At 63.2% G+C, this 20064-nt stretch carries 19 protein-coding genes; 14 read left to right on the top strand and 5 right to left on the bottom strand.

Annotated features, from left to right (window positions below; all coding sequences use genetic code 11):
- Positions 1 to 17: 17 nt before the first annotated feature.
- Positions 18 to 932, bottom strand: coding sequence for a ribokinase (locus V1288_RS01015; RefSeq protein ID WP_334361161.1), 915 nt, complete (start codon positions 930 to 932; stop codon positions 18 to 20).
- A gap of 19 nt (positions 933 to 951) precedes the next feature.
- Positions 952 to 1863, bottom strand: coding sequence for a sugar kinase (locus tag V1288_RS01010; protein WP_334355304.1), 912 nt, complete (start codon positions 1861 to 1863; stop codon positions 952 to 954).
- Positions 1864 to 2092: 229 nt separating this feature from the next.
- On the opposite strand from V1288_RS01010, the gene V1288_RS01005 reads away from it, so the two are divergent.
- The 12 genes from V1288_RS01005 to V1288_RS00950 all read left to right on the top strand — a co-directional run bounded on the left by V1288_RS01005 (position 2093) and on the right by V1288_RS00950 (position 13942).
- Complete coding sequence (locus tag V1288_RS01005) at positions 2093 to 3352, top strand: Glu/Leu/Phe/Val family dehydrogenase (protein WP_334355303.1); 1260 nt, start codon at positions 2093 to 2095, stop codon at positions 3350 to 3352.
- A complete protein-coding gene (locus tag V1288_RS01000; RefSeq protein WP_334355302.1) occupies positions 3349 to 4197 on the top strand; it encodes a VOC family protein in 849 nt (282 codons plus the stop codon). Before V1288_RS01005 ends, V1288_RS01000 begins: the two co-directional genes overlap by 4 nt.
- A gap of 251 nt (positions 4198 to 4448) precedes the next feature.
- Positions 4449 to 5156, top strand: coding sequence for a TetR/AcrR family transcriptional regulator (locus V1288_RS00995; protein ID WP_334355301.1), 708 nt, complete (start codon positions 4449 to 4451; stop codon positions 5154 to 5156).
- A 217-nt stretch (positions 5157 to 5373) separates the two neighbouring features.
- Entirely contained in the window at positions 5374 to 6183 is an 810-nt protein-coding gene (locus V1288_RS00990; protein ID WP_334355300.1) for an ABC transporter permease, read from the top strand.
- A gap of 58 nt (positions 6184 to 6241) precedes the next feature.
- Positions 6242 to 7240, top strand: a complete 999-nt coding sequence (locus V1288_RS00985; protein ID WP_334355299.1) for an ABC transporter substrate-binding protein — start codon at positions 6242 to 6244, stop codon at positions 7238 to 7240.
- A 116-nt stretch (positions 7241 to 7356) separates the two neighbouring features.
- A complete protein-coding gene (locus V1288_RS00980) occupies positions 7357 to 8205 on the top strand; it encodes an ABC transporter ATP-binding protein (RefSeq protein WP_334355298.1) in 849 nt (282 codons plus the stop codon).
- Positions 8206 to 8216: 11 nt separating this feature from the next.
- Positions 8217 to 9620, top strand: a complete 1404-nt coding sequence (locus V1288_RS00975; RefSeq protein ID WP_334355297.1) for a hypothetical protein — start codon at positions 8217 to 8219, stop codon at positions 9618 to 9620.
- Positions 9617 to 10768, top strand: coding sequence for a Gfo/Idh/MocA family protein (locus tag V1288_RS00970; protein WP_334355296.1), 1152 nt, complete (start codon positions 9617 to 9619; stop codon positions 10766 to 10768). Before V1288_RS00975 ends, V1288_RS00970 begins: the two co-directional genes overlap by 4 nt.
- A 12-nt stretch (positions 10769 to 10780) precedes the next feature.
- A complete protein-coding gene (locus V1288_RS00965; RefSeq protein ID WP_334355295.1) occupies positions 10781 to 11974 on the top strand; it encodes a dihydrodipicolinate synthase family protein in 1194 nt (397 codons plus the stop codon).
- Complete coding sequence (locus V1288_RS00960) at positions 11974 to 12837, top strand: sugar phosphate isomerase/epimerase family protein (RefSeq protein ID WP_334355294.1); 864 nt, start codon at positions 11974 to 11976, stop codon at positions 12835 to 12837. The genes V1288_RS00965 and V1288_RS00960 overlap by 1 nt, the downstream gene beginning before the upstream one ends.
- 236 nt (positions 12838 to 13073) lie before the next feature.
- Entirely contained in the window at positions 13074 to 13364 is a 291-nt protein-coding gene (locus tag V1288_RS00955; RefSeq protein ID WP_334355293.1) for a hypothetical protein, read from the top strand.
- A 197-nt stretch (positions 13365 to 13561) separates the two neighbouring features.
- Entirely contained in the window at positions 13562 to 13942 is a 381-nt protein-coding gene (locus V1288_RS00950) for a hypothetical protein (RefSeq protein WP_334355292.1), read from the top strand.
- A gap of 155 nt (positions 13943 to 14097) precedes the next feature.
- Here the strand turns inward: V1288_RS00950 and V1288_RS00945 are convergent, their stop codons facing one another.
- From V1288_RS00945 to V1288_RS00935, 3 genes are all read right to left on the bottom strand, one after another.
- Positions 14098 to 14502 (bottom strand): c-type cytochrome, encoded by a 405-nt coding sequence (locus V1288_RS00945; protein WP_442893898.1) that lies wholly within the window; start codon positions 14500 to 14502, stop codon positions 14098 to 14100.
- 92 nt (positions 14503 to 14594) lie between these two features.
- On the bottom strand, positions 14595 to 16211 hold the full coding sequence (locus V1288_RS00940; RefSeq protein ID WP_334355291.1) for a Spy/CpxP family protein refolding chaperone: 1617 nt from the start codon (positions 16209 to 16211) through the stop codon (positions 14595 to 14597).
- A 386-nt stretch (positions 16212 to 16597) separates the two neighbouring features.
- A complete protein-coding gene (locus V1288_RS00935; protein WP_334355290.1) occupies positions 16598 to 17818 on the bottom strand; it encodes a cytochrome P450 in 1221 nt (406 codons plus the stop codon).
- Between the two features lie 309 nt (positions 17819 to 18127).
- Between V1288_RS00935 and V1288_RS00930 the strand changes: the two genes are divergently transcribed.
- Positions 18128 to 18814 (top strand): TetR/AcrR family transcriptional regulator, encoded by a 687-nt coding sequence (locus V1288_RS00930; protein WP_334361159.1) that lies wholly within the window; start codon positions 18128 to 18130, stop codon positions 18812 to 18814.
- A gap of 1 nt (position 18815) precedes the next feature.
- Positions 18816 to 20009 carry an efflux RND transporter periplasmic adaptor subunit gene (locus V1288_RS00925; protein WP_334355289.1) on the top strand — a complete coding sequence of 398 codons (1194 nt, stop codon included), beginning with the start codon at positions 18816 to 18818 and terminating at the stop codon, positions 20007 to 20009.
- Positions 20010 to 20064 lie beyond the last annotated feature (55 nt).

Genomic DNA, 20064 nt, shown 5'->3' with positions numbered 1-20064 from the left:
GCTTCGCTCTATCCGGGCTACGAATCGACGACGCTCGCCACCTCGGCCGCTGTCGGCATCGATGGTGCGGCGCCCATGCGCTGCACGCAGATCGATGCGGCGGCATTGGCGTATTCGAGCGCGTCGCGGATCGCCTTTCCATTGGCGAGCTGCGCGGCGAGCGCGCCGACGAGGCAATCGCCGGCACCGGTGGTGTCCACCGCCTTCACGGCACGTCCCGCAATCAGCGAAGGCTCGCCGCCTACAAGCGCGAGCACTCCGCGCTTGCCCAGCGTGACGCAGATGATCTTGTCTGAAGCGGTTGGCAGGCGTCGCGCTGCTTCAATGAAACGGGCGGGCTCGTCGGTATCGTGAAGCTCGGTCTGCGCGAGAAACCCCAACTCCGTCTCGTTGAGGATCAGGATGTCAACGAGGTCGAGCAACTCGGGCCCACAGGCGATGGCCGGCGCCGGGTTGAGGATCGTGGTGGCACCTGCCGCGCGCGCCTGTCTGAAGAAGGCGCCGATCGTGGGCAAGGGGATTTCGAATTGGCTGACGGCGACGTCGCCCTTTGTAAGGGCGGCAAGCGCGACATCCTCGGCACTGACAAGTGCATTGGCGCCGGGAACGACCACGATGGTGTTGTCGGCATCGGCGATGGTGATGATGGCCGTTCCGGTGTGAATGTCCGCGGTGTCCTTGACCAGAGCGAGGTCGACGCCTTGCAGGCTAAGAAACGTGCGCAACTGCTGCCCAAAAGCATCCGTGCCGAGCCGGCCGATCAGCGTGGCTGTCGCGCCGAGCTTCGCGGCGGCCACCGCCTGGTTTGCGCCCTTGCCGCCCGGAAAATAATGCACGGCTTGGCCTGCGACGGTTTCGCCGACCCTGGGATGCCGGCTGGCTGTCGCCACCACATCCATATTGATGCTGCCGGCGATGAAGACGCGCCCCAAATTACTTCTCAAGGATTGCCTAATCCCAAAACTCCTTCTTACGCCCGGTCTGGAACTCCTGCTTGACGGCTTCGATATCGGCAAGCGTCGGCAATCCGGCCTCGTTGCCGAGGCGCTGGATCTTATAGGTCGAGGCGGCGCGCGCAAACTCGAAATGGTCGTGCCAGCCTTTCGCGGGATTGTTGAGATACGAAAACACGTAAGCGCCATGAAATACGTCACCGGCGCCGTTGGTATCGATCACGCGCTCGGGCGCCATTGGCAGCGCGGGCAGCTTGCGGACCGCGCCGGTCTCGTCATACCAGAGCAGGCCTTGCTCTCCCATGGTGACGCCGCCGACCCTGCAGCCGCGGCTCTTGAGATAGTCGAGCATGGCCTCCGGCGTCTTGTCCATCTGCTCGCACAGCCGCTCGGCAACGATGGCGACATCTATGAACTCCAACAGCTCGTGGGTATTGGTGCGCAGGCCGCCACCGTCGAGCGATGTCAGAATGCCGTCCTCGCGGCAGAGCTTTGCGTAGTGGATTGCGGCGTCCGGCTGGTGGCCGTCGATATGCAGAGCGCGGCAGCCCTTCAAATTCAGCATCGGGAAAGGATGAATGTGCTCGTCGTCGCGACAGCGCACGATGGCGCGCTTGCCCTCCTTCGGCATGATGAAGGACAGTGACGAGGAGTTGACCTTGCGCGGATGGATCGAGATTCCGTATTTCGCGGCCATGTCCTGAAACATGCGGCCGAGCCAGTCGTTGGCCATAGTCGCGATCAGGTCCGGCACGATGCCGAGCTTGGCGCAGCAGAATGCCGCCGTGACGGCGTTGCCGCCAAACGACACCGCATAGGCGGACGCCACATGTTTTTCGTCGCCGGTCGGCATGTGGTCGGTGATGAAGGTAACGTCGATATAGGTCTGTCCGATGAAGAGAGCCTGCATTCGTTTTCCGTCATGAGCTTTAGGGGTGGTCCCGGCCCGGCGCGCGTACATTAGCACCGGTTATCGGATGCATTCGCTGAAATTATTCGCAACCGTGCCGTCTTTGCAGCTTGAGATGGGAGTATAGAGGAAACTGCGACCGTCCTTAAGGGGGGCTTGGGCATACCGTCGTATAACGGCTGACGGCTGCCCGGGTTTCCCCAGCGGCGCGACAAAAGTGGAGGAAATGATGACGGTTTATTCCGGTCCGGTGTTCGACATGGCGGTTAACCAGTTTGGTGTCATCGCCAACCATCTCGAAATCCCGATGGACGAGCGCGACCGCATCCTGATGCCGAAGCGGGCAGTGACTGTCTCTTGCCCGATCCACCGCGACGACGGTACCGTCGCGGTGTTCGAAGGCTATCGTGTCCAGCACCACCTCACCCTCGGTCCGACCAAAGGCGGCACGCGGTTTGCACCCTCGGTCGACATCGGCGAGGTCGCGGCGCTCGCGATCTGGATGAGCTGGAAATGTGCCCTTGTCGGTTTGCCCTATGGCGGTGCCAAGGGCGGCGTCAATGTCGATCTCTCCACCATTTCCAAGCGCGAGTTGGAAGGGCTGTCGCGGCGCTATATGCAGGAGATGATCCCGTTCGTCGGTCCGCACACCGATGTGATGGCGCCCGACATGGGCACCAACGAGCAGGTGATGGCCTGGTTCATGGATACCTATTCGATGTATCAGGGCCAAACCGTGACCGAGATCGTCACCGGCAAGCCGGTCTCATCCGGCGGCACGCTCGGCCGGCGCGAAGCAACCGGCCGCGGTGTCGCCTATCTCGCCAAGCGCGTGTTGAAGGAGTTGTCGATCAATCCCGGCACCGCGACCGCCGTGATCCAGGGCTTTGGCAATGTCGGCTCCTACGCCGCGCTGGAACTACAACAATATGGCCTGAAGATCATCGCCGTCAGCGATCACACTGGCGCACTGCATGATCCGGCCGGGCTCGATATTCCTGCGCTGATGCGGCATGCCGGCAAGCATGGCAGCATCGCCGGATTCTCCAACGAGCTCGCCTTCGACCCCGAACAGATTCTCACGCTGCCTTGCGAAGTGCTGGTGCCGGCGGCGATGGAGCGCGTGATCGACGCCAAGGTCGCCGAAAATCTCAAGTGCCGCGTGCTGGCCGAGGGCGCCAATGGGCCGACCACGCCGGAAGCCGATCTGGTGCTGGAGAAGCGTCAAGATGAATTGTTCCTGATCCCCGACATTCTCTGCAATTCCGGCGGCGTCGTGGTCAGCTACTTCGAATGGGTGCAGGACCTGCAGCAATTGTTCTGGGAGGAAGAGGAGGTGACGCGGCGCGAGTATGCGATCCTAGATCGCGCCTTCGACCAGATGCTGCAGCGGGCCAGGGCCGACAAGGTTCCGCACCGCACGGCTGCGATGGCGATCGGCGTCGAGAAGGTGCGCGCCGCCAAGAACGTGCGGGGGCTTTTTCCGTGATCACCGGCCTCGATCACGTCGTCGTTCTCACCGGCGACATCAACGCAGCCGCCGCCGCTTACCAGACCTTGTTTGCCCGCATGCCGGCTTGGCGGAACAGCGGCGAGGGCGCCGACCGCGTCCTGTTCACACTCGACAACACGACGCTGGAATTGATGGCGCCGAGCGGCGAGGGCGCCAGTGCGGAGCGCATTCGCGCCGTGCTGGCCGCACAGGGCGAGGGGCTCGCAAGCATCTGCTTCCGAACCAGCGACATCGCCAGGATGCATCGCAGGCTCGACCGGCTGACGCTGAAGCCCGATGCCATTGCCGACGTCGAAAGCCAGGACGCGATCTCAGGCGCGACGCTGTCATGGAAGCGCACGCGCGCCGCAACAGAGGCCACGCGCGGCGTCCGCATGTTCTTCCTCGAGCGCGACAAGGAGCGGCCGCTGTCGGTGCGAACCACGCCCGGATCGATCACGGCGATGGACCATGTCGTGGTTTCGACGTCGGATCCCGAACGGGCCGCAGCGCTCTATGGCGCGCGGCTCGGCCTCGACATGGCGCTCGACCGTTCGCACCCCGATTGGGGCCGGCTGATGTTCTTCCGCTGCGGCGATCTCATTGTCGAGGTGACGCACCGGCCGGGCAAGGAGACGGATACGTCACAGGACTGGCTGCGCGGCCTGTGCTGGCGCGTCTCCGACATCGACGCCACCCATGCGCGGCTCGTTCAGGCAGGGGCCGATGTCTCGGAAGTCCGCACCGGCCGCAAGCCGGGAACGCGGGTCATGACGGTACGCAGCGGCACCAGCGGCGTCCCGACGCTACTGGTGCAGCCGTCGGCGGGGAAGGATGCGTGAGGCGAAGTTCACCCTCCCCTGGAGGGGGAGGGTCGTATCGTATCGCACGAAGCAAGATGCGATACGGGGTGGGGTGACAGTCTCTCCATTGAGGCGGTGGTGCGAGTGGAGAGATCACCCCACCCGGTCTCACATTTCGCTTCGCTCAACGTGAGCCGACCCTCCCCCTCCAGGGGAGGGTGAACAACCTTCATTCTCAAACCGCACCTTGCGTGCTACAGCTTGCTTCGTACGACCATCGGGCGATTGATTTGGCAAAGGCAAAACACGTTCAGAAATGGCAGCGCGACCCTGAGGGGATGCGGATCCGCATTCTCGAGGCCGCCAAGCAGGAGTTCGCCGCCCATGGCCTGGCCGGCGCGCGCGTCGACCGCATCGCGGTCAATGCCGGTGCCAACAAGCGCATGCTGTACTATCACGTCGGCAACAAGGAAAATCTCTACCTTGCGGTGCTGGAAGGTGCTTATGAAAAGATCCGCTCCGAAGAGCGCGGCCTAGACCTCGAACATCTCGATCCGCCCGAGGCGATCGAGCGGCTGATCGACTTCACCTGGAACTATTTCCTCCGCAACCCGGAGTTTCTGGCCCTGCTAAACACCGAAAATCTTGCGAAAGCGCGCCATCTTAAGCGCTCGACCAAGGTTAAATCGATGCACTCGCCGTTCGTCGAGATGATCCGCACGGTGGTGACGCGCGGCGTCGAAAGCGGCGATTTTCGCGTCGCGGTCGATCCGGTGCAGCTCTACATTTCGATCGCCGGGCTATGCTTCTTCTATCTTTCCAACAGTGCGACCCTCTCGGTGATCTTCGGCCGCGATCTTCTGAAAAAGGAGGCGCGGGACGAGCGCCTCGCCCACATGGTGGCGCTGGTACTGGCGGCGCTGACGGGCAAATCGACCGCGGATTTCGGCAAGGCCGAGGCGCCGGCCGTGCGGTCGCCGGCGCATCAGCCGGTCTAATTTTGTCGTCCCTGCGAAGCAGGGACCCATACGCCGCGGCCCCTCGATGTCAGGCGGTAGCCTTTGATCCTGCAGTAACAATTGACGCCGATGGTTATGGGTTCCTGCGTTCGCAGGAACGACGACCGAGTCACAAGTTGCCGCACGAAAACCCGCTTGCCAGTATTTATCCAACGGGTTAAATTCTCCCCAAGAGAGGATCACCAGGGAGCGGGACGTGGCGGAGTTGAAGCGCGAGAGTGGCGTGTCGAAAGCGCTGAATGCAGCGTGGGTGCGGCCGTTTCTGTTCCTGCTGTTCATCGTGGTGGCCTGGGACGTCACCATTCGCCTGTTCCAGATTCCGGCCTATCAGATCCCCGCGCCCGGCGATGTCGTGGCAGTGCTGCGGACGGAGTGGCCGGAACTGTTGCGGCAGGCCTGGCCCACCACCTACGCGACCATTTGCGGCTTTCTGCTGTCGGCCGTGTTCGGCATTCCCATTGCCATGCTGATCGCGGGATCGAAGACGGTGGAAAGCTATGTCTATCCGCTGCTGGTGTTTTCGCAGTCCGTGCCGAAGATCGCGATCGCGCCGCTGTTCGTGGTGTGGTTCGGTTTCGGCATCATTCCGAAGGTGATTTCGGCGTTTCTGCTCGGATTCTTCCCCGTCGTCGTGTCGGCCGTTCAGGGGTTCAAATCGGTCGATCCTGACATGGTCGATCTGGCGCGCGCGATGCAGGGCAGCCGCTTCCAGGTATTTTGCGCGGTCAATCTGCCGCATGCGATGCCCGCGATCTTTTCCGGTCTGAAAGTGTCGGTGACGCTCGCCGTCGTCGGCGCCGTGGTCGGTGAATTCGTCGGCTCCAATTCCGGCATCGGCTATGTGATGCAGCGCTCGATCGGAACGTTCGACCTGCCGACGATGTTTGCCGCACTGGTGATTCTGGCGCTACTCGGCGTGATCCTGTTCTGGGTCGTCGACCGTATCGAACGCCTCGTGATTCCCTGGCACGTCAGCCAGCGCGACGACGTCATATTTGCTTCGTAAGCCAAACCAGAAATCGGCCCGCCTCAAGGGCCGCATCAACACCAACGGGAGGATGACCATGATACGAACGATAGCGGCGATTTCCGCCGCCTTGATCTGGACCGCGCTTTCAGTGCTGCCGGCATCGGCCGCTGACAAGGTGGTGCTGATGCTGAACTGGTACGTCTATGGCGAGCACGCGCCGTTCTATTACGGCAAGGCCAAGGGCATCTATGCCGCCGAGGGCATCGATCTCGAAATCCAGGAAGGCCGCGGTTCGGCGGCGACCACGCAGGCCGTTGCGGCCAAGACCGCCAATTTCGGCTATGTCGACGTGCCCACCATGATGCGCGCGGCCGTGAAGGGCGCACCGATCGTTGCCACCGGCGTATTGCTGCAGACCAGCCCGATGTCGGCGATGGGCTTTGTCGAAAAGAACATCAAGAAGCCCGAGGACATCAAGGGCAAGACGGTGGCGATCACGCCGGCCGACTCGATGACGCAGATCTGGCCGCTGTTCCTGAAGAAGACCGGCCTGAAGGAAAGCGATTTCCAGACCGTGGCGGGCGACGGCCAGACCAAGCTGAACGCCGTCATCAACGGCCAGGCTGACCTGTTGCTCGGCTACGTCATGGACCAGTCGATGAAGATCAAGGACGCCACCGGCAAGGACGTCAACGCGATCAAGTTCGCCGACTACGGCATCAACATGGTCTGCTCGGGCGTCGTCGCCAACACCGAGTTCGTCAAGGCAAATGCCGATCTCGTCAAGCGCTTCATGTCGGCAACGACGAAAGCGGTCGAAGCCGCCGAGAAGGACCCGAAGGGCGCGGCGCAGTCGATCCTCGACGCCAACCCGAAGGGCGGCAAGATCGAAACGCTGACGCAGGGCTTTGAGTTGACGATCCCGCTCTACCGCACGGCTGAAACCAAGGCCAAGCGGCCGTTCCAGGTGACGGACCAGAACATGACCGACACCGTCAATCTGATGGTTGAGTATGGCGGGTTGGATGCCAAGGCCAAGGATAACCCGAAGGCGTTTTATACCAACGACTACCTGCCGCAGGGCGGTTCGTGAACACAAGCGGTCATTCCGGGGCGATGCGCAGCATCGAACCCGGAATCTCGAGATTCCGGGTCTGGTCCTTCGGACCATCCCGGAATGACGGGCATCTCGACAACGGAATGAGCTAAATGAACCCGGCGACCAAACCAATCGAGATCGATCAGCCAGGCGCGCATCTGCGCCTGGTGTCCGATCGCGCCGGCGCCGCGGCGCCGGGCATCACGCTGTCCGGCGTCTCAAAAACCTATCGCTCGCGCGATGGCGACGTGCCGTCGCTGCGGCCGCTGGATTTCCACATCAACGAGGGCGAGTTCTTTGTCGTGGTCGGGCCGTCCGGCTGCGGCAAGTCCACGCTGTTGAAAATGATCTCCGGGCTGCTGGCGCCGTCGACCGGTGAAATCCTGGTCGAAGGCGAGCAGGTGACGAAGCCGCACGGCAATGTCGGCATCGTGTTCCAGAACGCGCTGTTGCTGCCCTGGCGCAACATTCTGTCCAACGTGATGTTGCCGATCGACATGAAGAAGTTGCCGCGCGACGAGTATCTGCCGCGGGCGAAAGCGCTGCTGAAGCTGGTCGGCCTCGAAGGCTTCGAAAAGAAACTGCCGTGGCAATTGTCCGGCGGCATGCAGCAACGCGCCTCGATCTGCCGCGCGCTGGTGCATGACCCCAAGATCATGCTGATGGACGAGCCGTTCGGCGCGCTCGACGCCATGACGCGCGAGAAGATGAATGTCGAGCTGATGCGGATCCAGCGCGAAACCGGCAAGACCGTGCTGCTGATCACGCATTCTATCCCGGAAGCCGTGTTTCTCGCCGACCGCGTGCTGGTCATGACCGAACGTCCCGGCGCGATCGCGGCGATCTACGACGTGCCGCTGCCGCGCCCGCGCTCGCTGGATGCGATGGCGGATCCCGCCTTCACCGAACTGGTGCAGCGGATTCGCAAGCACTTTTTCACCCAAAGCGCGCTGGACTGAAAGCTGGCTCGATGCCTTATCGCTTGACCGTAAAGGACATTTCCTTCTTTGAACGTCCGGTGCGCTTCGCCCGGCCGTTCCGGTTCGGCGCGGTCGTTATCAACGCGACGCCGCAGGCTTTCGTGCGCGTCGAGATCGAGGTCGAAGGCAAGGGCAGGGCGACGGGCGCCAGCGCCGAATTCCTGGTCGCAAAATGGTTCGACAAGCGGCCGCACCTCTCGCCGGAGGAAACAGTCACGGAATTGCGGCGCTCGCTGATGATCGCGCGCGAGCTCTATCTGGCGCATTCCACCTTCGAGACCGCATTCGGTCTACACACGGCGTGTATCGGCGCGCAGGTGGCGGCCTGCGCCAGGGAAGACATTCCGCCGCTGGCCGCGGCTTATGGGCCGGCTGAAATCGACAAGGCGATCCTGGATGCACTGCTGCGCTGTACCGGGACCAATTTCTTCGATGGCATGGCGGCCAATATCGCTGGCGTCGATGCGCGGCTGTCGCGCGATCTGGCCGATGCCGACGTGTCGCAGTTTCTTGCAGGCCGCAAGCGGCTGGAGCGCGTGGCGATCCGGCACACGGTCGGGATGGATGACAAGGTCGAAGGCAAGGGCGGCGTCGCCGACCAGAAGGAAAACGCTTGCGCACGCTACTTCAAGCTCAAGCTCAACGGCGATCCCGCACATGATGCGGATCGCCTGATAAGGATCGGCAAGGAGCTCGCCACGCTGCCCTATGACTACCGCGTCACGCTCGATGCCAATGAGCAGTATGCCGATCTTGCTGGCTTGAACTCGCTGGTCGAGCGGCTCGATCGCGACGCCACGCTGCGGCCGATCGCGGAAAAATTGCTCTACATCGAGCAGCCGATGCCGCGCGACATCACGCGTCAAACACCGCTCGGCGCACTGGCTCGGCGCGACTTCATCGTCGACGAGGCTGACGATTCCTATGAGGCATTCCCGGTGGCCCGGGCGCTCGGTTATCGCGGCATTTCCTCGAAATCCTGCAAGGGCATCTACAAGTCGGCCATCAACGCTACGCGCGCGGTCAAGTGGAGCGCAGCCGGCGAAAAGTGCTTCATCGCCGGCGAGGATCTCACCTGCCAGGCGGGACTGGCGGTGCAGCAGGATCTCGCGCTCGGCGCGCTGATCGGCGTTACCCATGCCGAGCGCAACGGCCATCACTATGTCGACGGCTTCGGCGATACGCCCGCTGCCGAGGCGGACGCGTTTTTATCGGCGCATCCCGATCTCTATGTCGGCGACAGCGGCAAGGTCCGGCTCGCGATTCATGACGGCGATCTCCTGACGGGGTCGCTGACCACACCGGGCTTCGCCACCTCAGTTCATCCGGATTGGTCGGCGATGTCGCCGCTCGCGCAGCCCACAGCCAGAATTCCCTTGGAGAAAGCAGTATGACGACCAAACGCCTCGGCCTGATCATGAACGGCGTGACCGGCCGCATGGGGCTCAACCAGCACCTGATCCGCTCTATCATCGCGATCCGCGACCAGGGCGGCGTGCTGCTGTCCAACGGCGACCGCATGCTGCCCGACCCGATCCTGATCGGCCGCGACGCAGAAAAGGTCGAGCGCCTCGCCAGGAGCTTCAACGTCGAGCGCTGGTCGACCGATCTCGACAAGGCGCTGGCCGACAAGAACGATACGATCTTCTTCGACGCCGCCACGACGCAGGCCCGTCCGTCATTGCTGACCAAGGCGATCAATGCGGGCAAGCACGTCTATTGCGAGAAGCCGATCGCGACCAATCTCGATGAGGCGGTCGCGGTGCTCAAACTCGCCAATTCCAGGGGCGTCAAGCACGGCACGGTGCAGGACAAGCTGTTCCTGCCGGGCCTGAAGAAGCTGGCTTTCCTGCGCGATTCCGGCTTCTTCGGCCGCATGCTCTCGGTGCGCGGCGAGTTCGGCTATTGGGTGTTCGAAGGGGGCTGGCAGGAGGCGCAGCGGCCGTCGTGGAATTACCGCAGCGAGGACGGCGGCGGCATCATTCTCGACATGGTCTGCCACTGGCGCTACGTGCTGGACAATCTCTTCGGCGAGGTCGAAAGCATCTCCTGCCTCGGCACGACCGATATCCCCGAGCGTTTCGACGAGAAGGGCAAGAAATACACGGCGACCGCCGATGACTCCGCCTATGCCACCTTCCGCCTCAAGGGCGGCGTGATCGCGCACATCAACATGAGCTGGGTGACGCGGGTCTACCGCGACGACCTCGTCACTTTCCAGGTCGACGGCACGCTCGGCTCGGCCGTGGCGGGCCTGACCGATTGCGTGATCCAGGCACGCCAGGCGACGCCGCGCCCGGTCTGGAATCCGGACGAGAAGCGCACCCATGATTTCTATGCTGACTGGCAGAAAGTTCCGGAGAACGTCGTCTACGACAACGGTTTCAAGGAGCAGTGGGAAATGTTCATCCGCCATGTCTGCGAGGATGCGCCCTATAAATACACGCTGCTGGAGGGTGCCAAGGGCGTGCAGCTTGCCGAATGCGCGCTGCAGAGCTGGCGCGAGCGGCGCTGGATCGACGTTGCCCCGATCAAGGTGTGAGGAGGCCTAGCCATGAACAAGCCCGTCCTGCCGATGTCATCGCTGTCCTTGAGGCTGCCGACCGCGGATCGTTCGATCGAAACCTATCGCCTGGCGGCGTCGCGGACGTTTCCGGCAAGGCTTGACGGCACGCTCAACCGCGTGGCTTTCTCGGCCGCGCATGTCGTGGCGGATCCTCTTGCCGATAACGACCCGTGGCTGTCATCCGCGATCGACTGGGACCGCACCATTGCGTTCCGCGAGCATGTCTGGGATCTCGGCCTCGGCGTCGCCGAAGCGATGGACACCGCGCAGCGCGGCATGGGGCTGGACTGGCCGACTTCGCTGGAATTGATCCAGCGTTCGGTGAAGGCCGCCAAGGCAAAGGGCAACGCGCTGGTGTTTTCCGGCGCCGGCACCGATCATCTCGCGGTGGAAGATGCCAGGACGATTGATGACGTCATTCACGCCTATGAGGAACAGATCGCGGCGGTGGAGAAGGCGGGCGGCCGCATCATCCTGATGGCCTCGCGCGCGCTGGCAAAGCTCGGCCGCAGTGCCGACGACTACGCAAAAGTCTATAACCGCGTGCTGTCACAGGTCCGCGAACCCGTGGTCATCCACTGGCTGGGCGACATGTTCGACCCGGCGCTGGCTGGCTATTGGGGCACCAGCAACCTCGACAAGGCGATGGACACGGCTGTTGCCATCATCAACGCCAACGCCGCCAAGGTCGATGGCGTAAAAGTTTCGCTGCTCGACAAGCAGCGCGAGATCGACATGCGCCGGCGGCTGGACAAGAACGTCAAGATGTATACCGGCGACGATTTCAATTATGCCGAACTGATCGCCGGTGACGACAGCGGATTTTCGCACGCACTGCTCGGCATCTTCGACGCCATCGCGCCGGCGGCGTCCTATGCGCTGTCGCGGCTGGCCGCCGGCGACGAGGCCGGCTTCCACGACGTGCTGGGGCCGACGGTGCCGCTGTCGCGGCATATCTTCCGGGCACCGACGCGGTTCTACAAGACCGGTATCGTGTTCATGGCCTATCTCAACGGCCACCAGGATCATTTCACCATGGTCGGCGGGCAGGAGAGCACGCGCTCCACGCTGCATCTGGCCGAACTGTTTCGCCTCGCCGACAAGGCCGGGCTGCTCTCCAACCCCGAACGGGCGACATGGCGCATGAAGACGGTGCTGGCAACGCGCGGCATCGAGTCCTGATGCGCGATTTTTCTTCCGATCATCGGTGGCTGTCGCTGAATACGGCAACCGTCCGCAAGCAGGGCGATCTTACAGCCATCATCGAGGCCTGCGCGCGCCATGGCATCCGCGCCATCGATCCCTGGCGCGATCAGGTCGCTGCCGTTGGCCTTGAGCGTGCGGTGAGGGCCGTGCACGACGCCGGGCTCGAGCTGTCGGGCTACTGCCGCGGCGGGATGTTCACCGCCGATGCGGCGCACCGCATCGAGGCGCGCGACGACAATCGCCGCGCCGTCGACGAAGCCAAGGCGCTGGGCGCGCCGTGCATCGTGCTGGTCGTCGGCGGCCTGCCGCAATATTCGCGGCCGGGAAGCGCAACCTCGAAAGACATCGCGGCTGCGCGTACGCAGGTGCATGACGGCATCGCCGAAATGCTCGAATATGCGAAGCAGGCCAGCATGCCGCTGGCGATCGAGCCGCTGCACCCGGTCTATGCCGCCGATCGCGCCTGCGTGAACACGACGAAGCAGGCGCTGGATATTTGCGACCAGCTCGATCCACAGCGCACCGGCGCGCTCGGCGTCGCGCTCGACGTCTATCACATCTGGTGGGATCCGGAATTGATGCCGCAGATCGCGCGCGCGGGAAAGGATCGCTTGCTGGCGTTTCACGTCTGCGACTGGCTGGTGCCGACCAAGGACATTCTCAACGACCGCGGCATGATGGGCGACGGCGTCATCGACATCACCTCTGTGCGATCGGCGGTCGAGGCACAGGGGTTTGCCGGCTATTCCGAGATCGAAATTTTTTCCAACGACTGGTGGAACAAGTCGATGGATGCGGTCTTGAAGACTTGCATCGAGCGGCACCGGACTGTGGTGTAGCAAGGGCGTGCGTTAGTCGCATGCTCGCTGTGTCATCGACGGACGATGTTGTCTCGTTGTCGAACTGGTGCGCGCCATTTTTCGAATGGCGTAGCAGAACGCGACAGTATGCAGGTTCCAGATTTAACCTTTGTTGAGGGTATTTAGCTTAACAAAGGGTTACCGTTGCGCCCCCGCGAACTCCGGCGCTAGCTACACCGCACGGAGGACGTCTCCGCGAGCGATGAGCGACAAACATGAAAATCCTTTACGCAATTGCGACCCTCGCCCTGCTGTCGACGTCGGCACAGGCGTGGCAGATCGTGGAACGCTGCACCTACAGCAAGTTCTATGGCAGGGTGTGCACGACCTCCTACCTGGACGACCCTGTGCGCAACACCGCGCAGGAGCAGGAAGACGAACGGGCACGACGCGCCAGCATCGAGAAGTGGGAAGCGTTCTGCAAGCCGAGGCGCACCTACGATGACGAAGGCGTCGTCCGCTTGATTTACGCGCGCAAGGGCTGCGAGTTCGGCCGCAGCGAATAACGCGCTTTCGCTTCTCGCAACCAGCGAGGAGCATTCGGAGCTCGCTGGCTCGACGAATTCCGGCGCCTTGTCGCGCCCGAAAGACCGCTAAATCTTTATCGACCAAATTGCGACCCGGTTAGTCACGCCGCTTTACGGCGCCTCAATGCTTGTCGGTCATTCCTGACGTTCGGCATTCATTTCAAGAGGCAGTGTCAATGCGCGTCTTCATCGCAATCTCGATTGTCGTCGCTTCGGTATCGTCCGCGTCCGCGCAATTCGCGATGGATCACGGCCACGCCGCAGACGCCGCCCAGGCCGCCCGCACGGCGCGGGCTGCCGCGGATGCCAAGGCCGCGGCCATCGCCTCCGGCGCGCCGCTGCTTCCGAGCCAGCAAACCAACTTCTACGTCGGCAGCGGCGGCACCGTGAAGATCGCGCCCCGGACCGCGGAAGAACTGAAGGCCGATGAAGCCGCCCAGGCCGCCTGGAACGAACGCTGCCGGCCGACCGTGGTCGAAGACCGCGAGGGTTTGCGCCGCGTGAGATATGCCGAACGGGATTGCGATCTCTCCCGCTTCAACACCGCCGGCAATTAAACCAGCCGCACATTAGGGCGGAATCTGGCGGCCTGCTGCGAACCGGCAGTCCGGTTGCATCGGTGCGCGCGGGGAAGTAGGGAAGCATTGTTCCGGATAGCTCTCGTGCGGCTCAAAAAGTGCCGGCACGATCTGCACTGCTCGAGGCCGCAGCGTTATCGCGGTTGGGCAAGGAAGGCGATGATCTTCTTTCGCTCGTCGCTCGATGGGAGGCCGCCATACGGCTTCATGCCGTTGCCCGGCACGACCTCATCCGGGTTTGCGATGAAGCGATCGAGCTTCTCCTCGTCCCAGACGAAACCTGCCTCCTTCATCGCGCTGGAAAACGCGTAATCCGGCAGCGATCCTGCTTTCCGTCCGATAATGCCGTGCAGGTTGGGCCCCAGCCGATTGTCGCCCTGCCTTACCATGTGGCACGTTCGACAGGCATTGTTGAACGCCTGCTGTCCTGAAACGCCCTCGGTGCCCTGCGATGCCTGGGGCAGGGCGGAAGGCGACGAAAGCACATACGCCATTCCGCTCAATGCCAGGATCAAGAACGCCCGGTCGCGGTGTCGCACGGATACGTCTCGCCGGCTGGACGCTGGCGGGGCGCGGAGCGTGGTGAAGTGCCATTGCTTCATTCGATCACCTCGTGAGCTGACGGGCTGGGTCAAGGTTGCGTTGAGGGGCCCGCGATCTGCGGCAGCGTGTTGAATCGCGCCTTCTGCTCGTTGCCCAGCGCGGCATAAAACTCATCCAATGCCGGCTGCACCAGCGCGGCCGCCTCCAGCATGGCGTCGAGCCGCCTTTCCATTGCCTCCAGACGTCCGAGCGGGGTGAGCGGTACCTCGTCCGGGCAGGCGGCTTGCAATTTCTCAACTGCACTCCTCGTCGCCGTGCTCAAGCGGTCGAGCGCTTCCTTTTGCTTGCCTGCCGGATGAATCACGGCCTCGATCCGCTCGATCGGAAGCTGCGTGAGGCTGGATTTCGGCTCGCCGCAGCGCTCGGCTTGCGCGTTCGCTTCCTGCTGGGGCTGTTGTTGCGAACGGTCGCCGACATTCGGGCCGAGCGCGTTGAAGCGCGCCTTTTGTTCGTCGTTCAGCGAATTATAGAACTGCTCGAGTGCCGGACGCACGATCCTTACCGCGTCGAGCGTTGCGCTGACGCGGTTCGTCATTGCCCGCAAGCGACCGGGCGGCGTCATCGCATAGGAATCGGCGCAGGATTCCCTGAACACGTTGGCGGCCTTTGCCGCAGCGGCCTTCAATTCGTCGAGCAGGGTGCGCTGCTTGGGCGTCGGCCGTACGGCCCGCGTGATCTCCGCGATCGGCCAGGCGGTCACGCCCTTATCCGGATCTGCGCACAATTGCCGGAGAGTCCGCGGGCTCACACTTGCGCGTCCGCGCGCTCGAAAATCGGTGATCGCCGCGCCGGGGTCCGGATATCGGGCGTAAGCGGAATACGGGCTGTCGGTACCCCAGAACACCGTGTCGACGAAGTCGTCATAAGCGTAGGCCCAATAGCCGGGGTCGTAGGCGGTGGGCCAGAACGTATACTCGAAGATGTCGGAATAGGCGTAGGGCCAGAATACCGGGCCCAGCCAGGCCACAAACGCGGCGCGGTGCCCGTGCCGCCAAGCGTGGCGGGGAGCCCAGCGGTTCTCGCGGGCCATGAGCGCGGTTCGGGCTTGCATTGCATCATTGCTGCGGAAGTGCGCGGCAAACCGTCCGCGGGCCGCAGCCTGCGCGGCGGCAGCAGCGGCGGATCGTTCAGCCGAAGGCGGTGGTGCGAGCCGCTGCAGGCGCGCCTGATCGGTCTGCTGCATACGCTGCTCGCGCTGGAGCAGGCGGTTCTGTGTCTGCAGCAGCCTTTGCTGCGCGCGCTGTGCCCGCAGACCTTCCGGTTTTTGCGACTGCAATTGCTGCACGCGCTGCTGCAGGCGATCGATGCGGCTCTGCCGCTCTGTGCTCTGGCGCGACAGCATGTCACGCTGCCGCTCCTGCACGATTTGCTGCCGCTGCTGGATGCGCTGCTCACGCTGCTGGGCACGCGTTTCGATTTGTTCCTTGCGCGACGGCCCCGCGCCCACGGCGGGCGATGTGCGTGGGCTGGATGGTGCGGTGATGCGCGGTCCCGGGCGCCCCGTCATGGCTGGTCGCTGCGGCGGCGCGGCACGATGGATCTCCGGTCGCGATGGCGCGGCGATACGCGGCGCCGCATGCGGGATCATGGCTGGACGCTGCGGCGCGGGAGCCGCACGGATTGCTGGTGCGGCGGGCCGCGCCATGGCCGGAGGCGCTGCAGGACGAGCCATCGCGGGCGGTGCTGCTGGGCGGGCCATCGCCGGCGGTGGTCCCGCTGGACGGGACATGGCAGGTGGTGGTCCCGCTGGACGGGACATGGCAGGTGGTGCTGCCGGACGGGCTGCTGGCGCAGCCACGCCACCCGGGCCGTGACCTCTTCCCACTTGGGCAAACGAGCCGGTGCTCACCGCGATCGCGGAGACACCGAGAAAAAGCGCTGCAACGCGAGCGACGCGCGGAAGCATGATCTCAACTCCCTCGTGCTTCATCGCCCGGAAATGTCAACGCGCAAGCGCAGAAATCGTTCGCCTGGAGTCCGTGGCTTAGATTGCGATGTTGCGACGCAGGACCGGTGCAATTCGCCTAGGCGCTAGCCGACCGTGCAAGGCACGCTCAAATATCCGCGGAAACGCACGCGGCCACCGCGCACCGGTTCGCCGTCGAGCGAATAATCCGGAAAGCGCGCGAGGAAGCGCGAGATCGCGATTGTGCCCTCGAGCCGCGCCAGGGCCATGCCGGCGCATTGATGCGCGCCAGTGCCGAACGCCAGATGCCGGTTCGGCGAACGGCCGATGTCGAAACGTTCGGGGTCGGCGAACTGCGCGGGGTCGCGGTTGGCGGCGCCGATGCACAGCGTCACCGGCGTGCCCGGTGGCATCACGATGCCGCCGAGTTCGAACGGCTCGACCGTCATGCGGTTGCCGAGCTGGTTGGAGCTCTCGAACCGCAGCATTTCCTCGACCGCGGTCTTGATCAGCGAAGGGTTCTCGATCAACCGCCGTTTCTCGCTGGCGTGATTCGACAACGCCACCAGCCCGTTGCCGATCAGATTGGTGGTGGTCTCGTGGCCGGCATTGAGCAGGAAGATGCAGTTGTGCAGCAGCTCCTTTTCGGTCAGTCGCTCGCCATTATCTTCGCCCTGAATGAGCCGGGTCAGCACGTCGCGGTCGGGATTGCCGGGTTTGGCACGTCGCCGCGCCACCAGCCCTTCGAGGTACGACAGGAAGTCCTGTACCGCCCTGTTGCCGCGGGCGAAGGCGTCCGGGCCGATCACCGGCTCCAGCGCGCCGAGGATGGCCAGCGACCAGTCGCGCAAGGGCTCACGCTCGTCCCCGGGCACGTCAAGCAGATTGCCGATCACCTCGATCGGGATCGCGGCGGCGAAGTCGTCGATCAGGTCCACCTTGCCCTTGGCGGCGATGCCGTCGAGCAGGCGGTCGACCAGGCGGATCAGGTCTGGCTCCATGCTCGCAATCGCCCGCGGCGAGAGCGCCCCCATGATCAGCCGCCGGACGCGGGTGTGAGCGGGGGGATCGTTGAAGACGAGGCTCGTGGTGTGATGCTCGTAGAGCAGGGAGGCACCGTATTTCGGCGAGAACTCCTTCTTCTTGTCCGAGGAGAAGGCTTTGGTGTTCTTGTAGGCCGCAACCAGATCGTCGTAGCGGGTCAGGAAATACGACCCGTTCGGTAGCTGCTTGACCGGCGCGGTCTCACGCAGCGCGCGGTAGGTCGGGTAGGGGTTGGCATAGAACTCCGGCGTCAGCTTTTCGAGATCGAAGGTCGCCGCCAGTTCGTGCGCATTCAAATCCATGGCTCGCCATATGCTCTGGAAAACACGAACATCAAATTAGTCGCATTTGCAACTATCTTAAATGCCGGCGCGGAGGCGTCAAGCCGCACAGTCGGCCGTCCAAACGGCGCGCGGGCGCCCTGGGGTTGCGGCCGATTTAGAATGTACCGAAAAGGTGAGTGCTCGATTCCTGGAAAAATCGTGGTCGAACAAGGCGATGAGGCTGTGTCTTTGACGTCACCCCGCAACAGAATCCGCTTGGTGCGCTGCAATAGATCCTTGACTTCGTCAAGGTGAGTAATTACTCACGCGCCCATGTCTACCCTGCGCATGACCAGTGACTTGCGGCGGCAATTGATCTTGAGCGCCGCCAAGCGATGCTTTGCCCGCAACGGCTTTGCCGGCACCACGACCAAGAGCGTGGCGGCGGCCGCTGCCATTTCGGAAGGGCTGTTGTTCAAGCACTTCCCCTCCAAGGCTGCGCTCTATGCGGAGATCCTCGCCGAGGAGTGCGAGGCCGATCCGGACTTCGCGCACCTGCTCGGCCAGGAGCCTTCAACTGCCACACTGGTCGAATTGGTCAAGGGCATGGTCGGCCATTTCATGGAAGTATCCGACGGATCGGATCAGGAGGAAGCGCAGCGGCTGCGGCTGATGACGACGAGCCATCTCGACGATGGCGAGTTCGCGCGACTGCTCTACGACAAAATCAGCGGTCTGATCGGGCCGGTATTCACCGCATCGATCGAACGCGCTGTAAGGGCCGGTGACGCGGCGCGGATCGGTAGCGATCCGCTCAACCTGTTCTGGTTCGCTCACCACACCGTGCTGATGTCGGCGCTCACGCGGCTTCCGGCCGTGCCCTGTCTTGCCTACGGCAACGCCGCCGATCTGGAGCGGCAGCTATCTCAATTCATCCTGCGTGGCATCGGACTTACCGACGCCGCAATTGCTTCTCATTTGGACGGCGAGCTGTCACCGAATTCGGGACAATCGGTAACTGCAGAAAGTGCATGACATGAACATCGTGACTGAACCCAAAATTTCGGGCAAGCCGATTTCCGACAAGCCGCACAAGCGGCCGGTCCGGTTGGTGCGCTGGTTCATGGTCGTGGGGCTGCTGCTGGCCTTGCTGGTCGGTGGCCTCGTCTGGTTCAATTACTTCCGCGGCAAGATGATCGCGCAGTTCTTCGCGAACAACAAGCCGCCGGCGATGAGCGTCAACGTTGCCACGGCGAAGTCCGAGACCATTCCGAACCTCCTGACCGCGGTCGGTGATCTCGCCGCCGTGCATCAGGTCAACGTCACTTCCGACGTGAACGGCCGCATCACCGACATCCAATTTACCGCTGGTGCAAGCGTGAAGGCGGGCACGCCGCTGGTGCAGATGTTCGACGGTCCGGAGCAGGGCGACCTCGCAAACTATAAGGCGCAGCAGCGGGTGGCGCAGCTTTCGCTGGATCGCGCCAAGCAACTGGCTGAACGCCAGTTCGGGCCGCAGGCGACGGTGGATTCCGCGCAGGCCGCGTTCGATCAGGCCAGCGCCGGCATCGCAAAAACGGAAGCCATCATCTCGCAGAAGCTGGTGCGGGCGCCGTTCGATGGCGAACTCGGCGTTCGCAAGGTCGAGGTTGGACAATATCTCACGGCAGGCACGCAGATCGTCTCGCTGACCGATCTGTCGGCGCTGTATGCGAACTTCACCGTGACGGAAAAGGATTCCGGCCAGCTCAAGGTCGGCCAGATCGTTCGCATCGCGGTCGATGCCTATCCGGGCCGTAGCTTCGAGGGCAAGATCACCACCATCGAGCCGCAGATCGCGACCGAGACGCGCAACATCCGCGTGCAGGCAACGATCCAGAATCCGGACAAGATCCTCAAGCCCGGCATGTTCGTGACCACCACCGTGGTGCTGCCGGACAAGCCGCCGGTCATCACCGTGCCCGAAACTGCGGTCGACTACACGCTCTATGGCGACTCGGTCTACCTCATCAACGAGAAGAAGGAAGAGGACGGCAAGACCAGCCTCACGGTGACGCGGACCTTCGTGCAGACCGGCAACCGTATCGGTGGACGCGCCGAAATCCTCAAAGGGTTGAAGGATGGTGACCGTGTCGTGGCCGTGGGCCAGCTCAAGCTGCAATCGGGAGCGGCCGTGACGATCTCGAACGATGCGGTGCCGCCAATTCCGGCGAAGCCGCCGCGCTACTGACACGTGATGCGGCCCCAAAGGGGCCGCGCTCACGAAAGACGGGCAGCGGTCTTGA

This window comes from Bradyrhizobium sp. AZCC 2176 (assembly GCF_036924645.1).
GTDB lineage: Bacteria > Pseudomonadota > Alphaproteobacteria > Rhizobiales > Xanthobacteraceae > Bradyrhizobium.
This window is presented reverse-complemented; position numbering and strand designations above follow the sequence as displayed.

Bases quoted from the DNA above. Each gene is read 5' to 3' on its own strand.
- V1288_RS01010 (WP_334355304.1), bottom strand. From the start codon at position 1,863: ATGCAGGCTCTCTTCATCGGACAGACCTATATCGACGTTACCTTCATC.
- V1288_RS01005 (WP_334355303.1), top strand. From the start codon at position 2,093: ATGACGGTTTATTCCGGTCCGGTGTTCGACATGGCGGTTAACCAGTTT.
- V1288_RS00985 (WP_334355299.1), top strand. From the start codon at position 6,242: ATGATACGAACGATAGCGGCGATTTCCGCCGCCTTGATCTGGACCGCG.
- V1288_RS00980 (WP_334355298.1), top strand. From the start codon at position 7,357: ATGAACCCGGCGACCAAACCAATCGAGATCGATCAGCCAGGCGCGCAT.
- V1288_RS00975 (WP_334355297.1), top strand. From the start codon at position 8,217: ATGCCTTATCGCTTGACCGTAAAGGACATTTCCTTCTTTGAACGTCCG.
- V1288_RS00970 (WP_334355296.1), top strand. From the start codon at position 9,617: ATGACGACCAAACGCCTCGGCCTGATCATGAACGGCGTGACCGGCCGC.
- V1288_RS00965 (WP_334355295.1), top strand. From the start codon at position 10,781: ATGAACAAGCCCGTCCTGCCGATGTCATCGCTGTCCTTGAGGCTGCCG.
- V1288_RS00960 (WP_334355294.1), top strand. From the start codon at position 11,974: ATGCGCGATTTTTCTTCCGATCATCGGTGGCTGTCGCTGAATACGGCA.
- V1288_RS00955 (WP_334355293.1), top strand. From the start codon at position 13,074: ATGAAAATCCTTTACGCAATTGCGACCCTCGCCCTGCTGTCGACGTCG.
- V1288_RS00950 (WP_334355292.1), top strand. From the start codon at position 13,562: ATGCGCGTCTTCATCGCAATCTCGATTGTCGTCGCTTCGGTATCGTCC.
- V1288_RS00940 (WP_334355291.1), bottom strand. From the start codon at position 16,211: ATGGCGCGGCCCGCCGCACCAGCAATCCGTGCGGCTCCCGCGCCGCAG.
- V1288_RS00935 (WP_334355290.1), bottom strand. From the start codon at position 17,818: ATGGATTTGAATGCGCACGAACTGGCGGCGACCTTCGATCTCGAAAAG.
- V1288_RS00930 (WP_334361159.1), top strand. From the start codon at position 18,128: ATGACCAGTGACTTGCGGCGGCAATTGATCTTGAGCGCCGCCAAGCGA.
- V1288_RS00925 (WP_334355289.1), top strand. From the start codon at position 18,816: ATGAACATCGTGACTGAACCCAAAATTTCGGGCAAGCCGATTTCCGAC.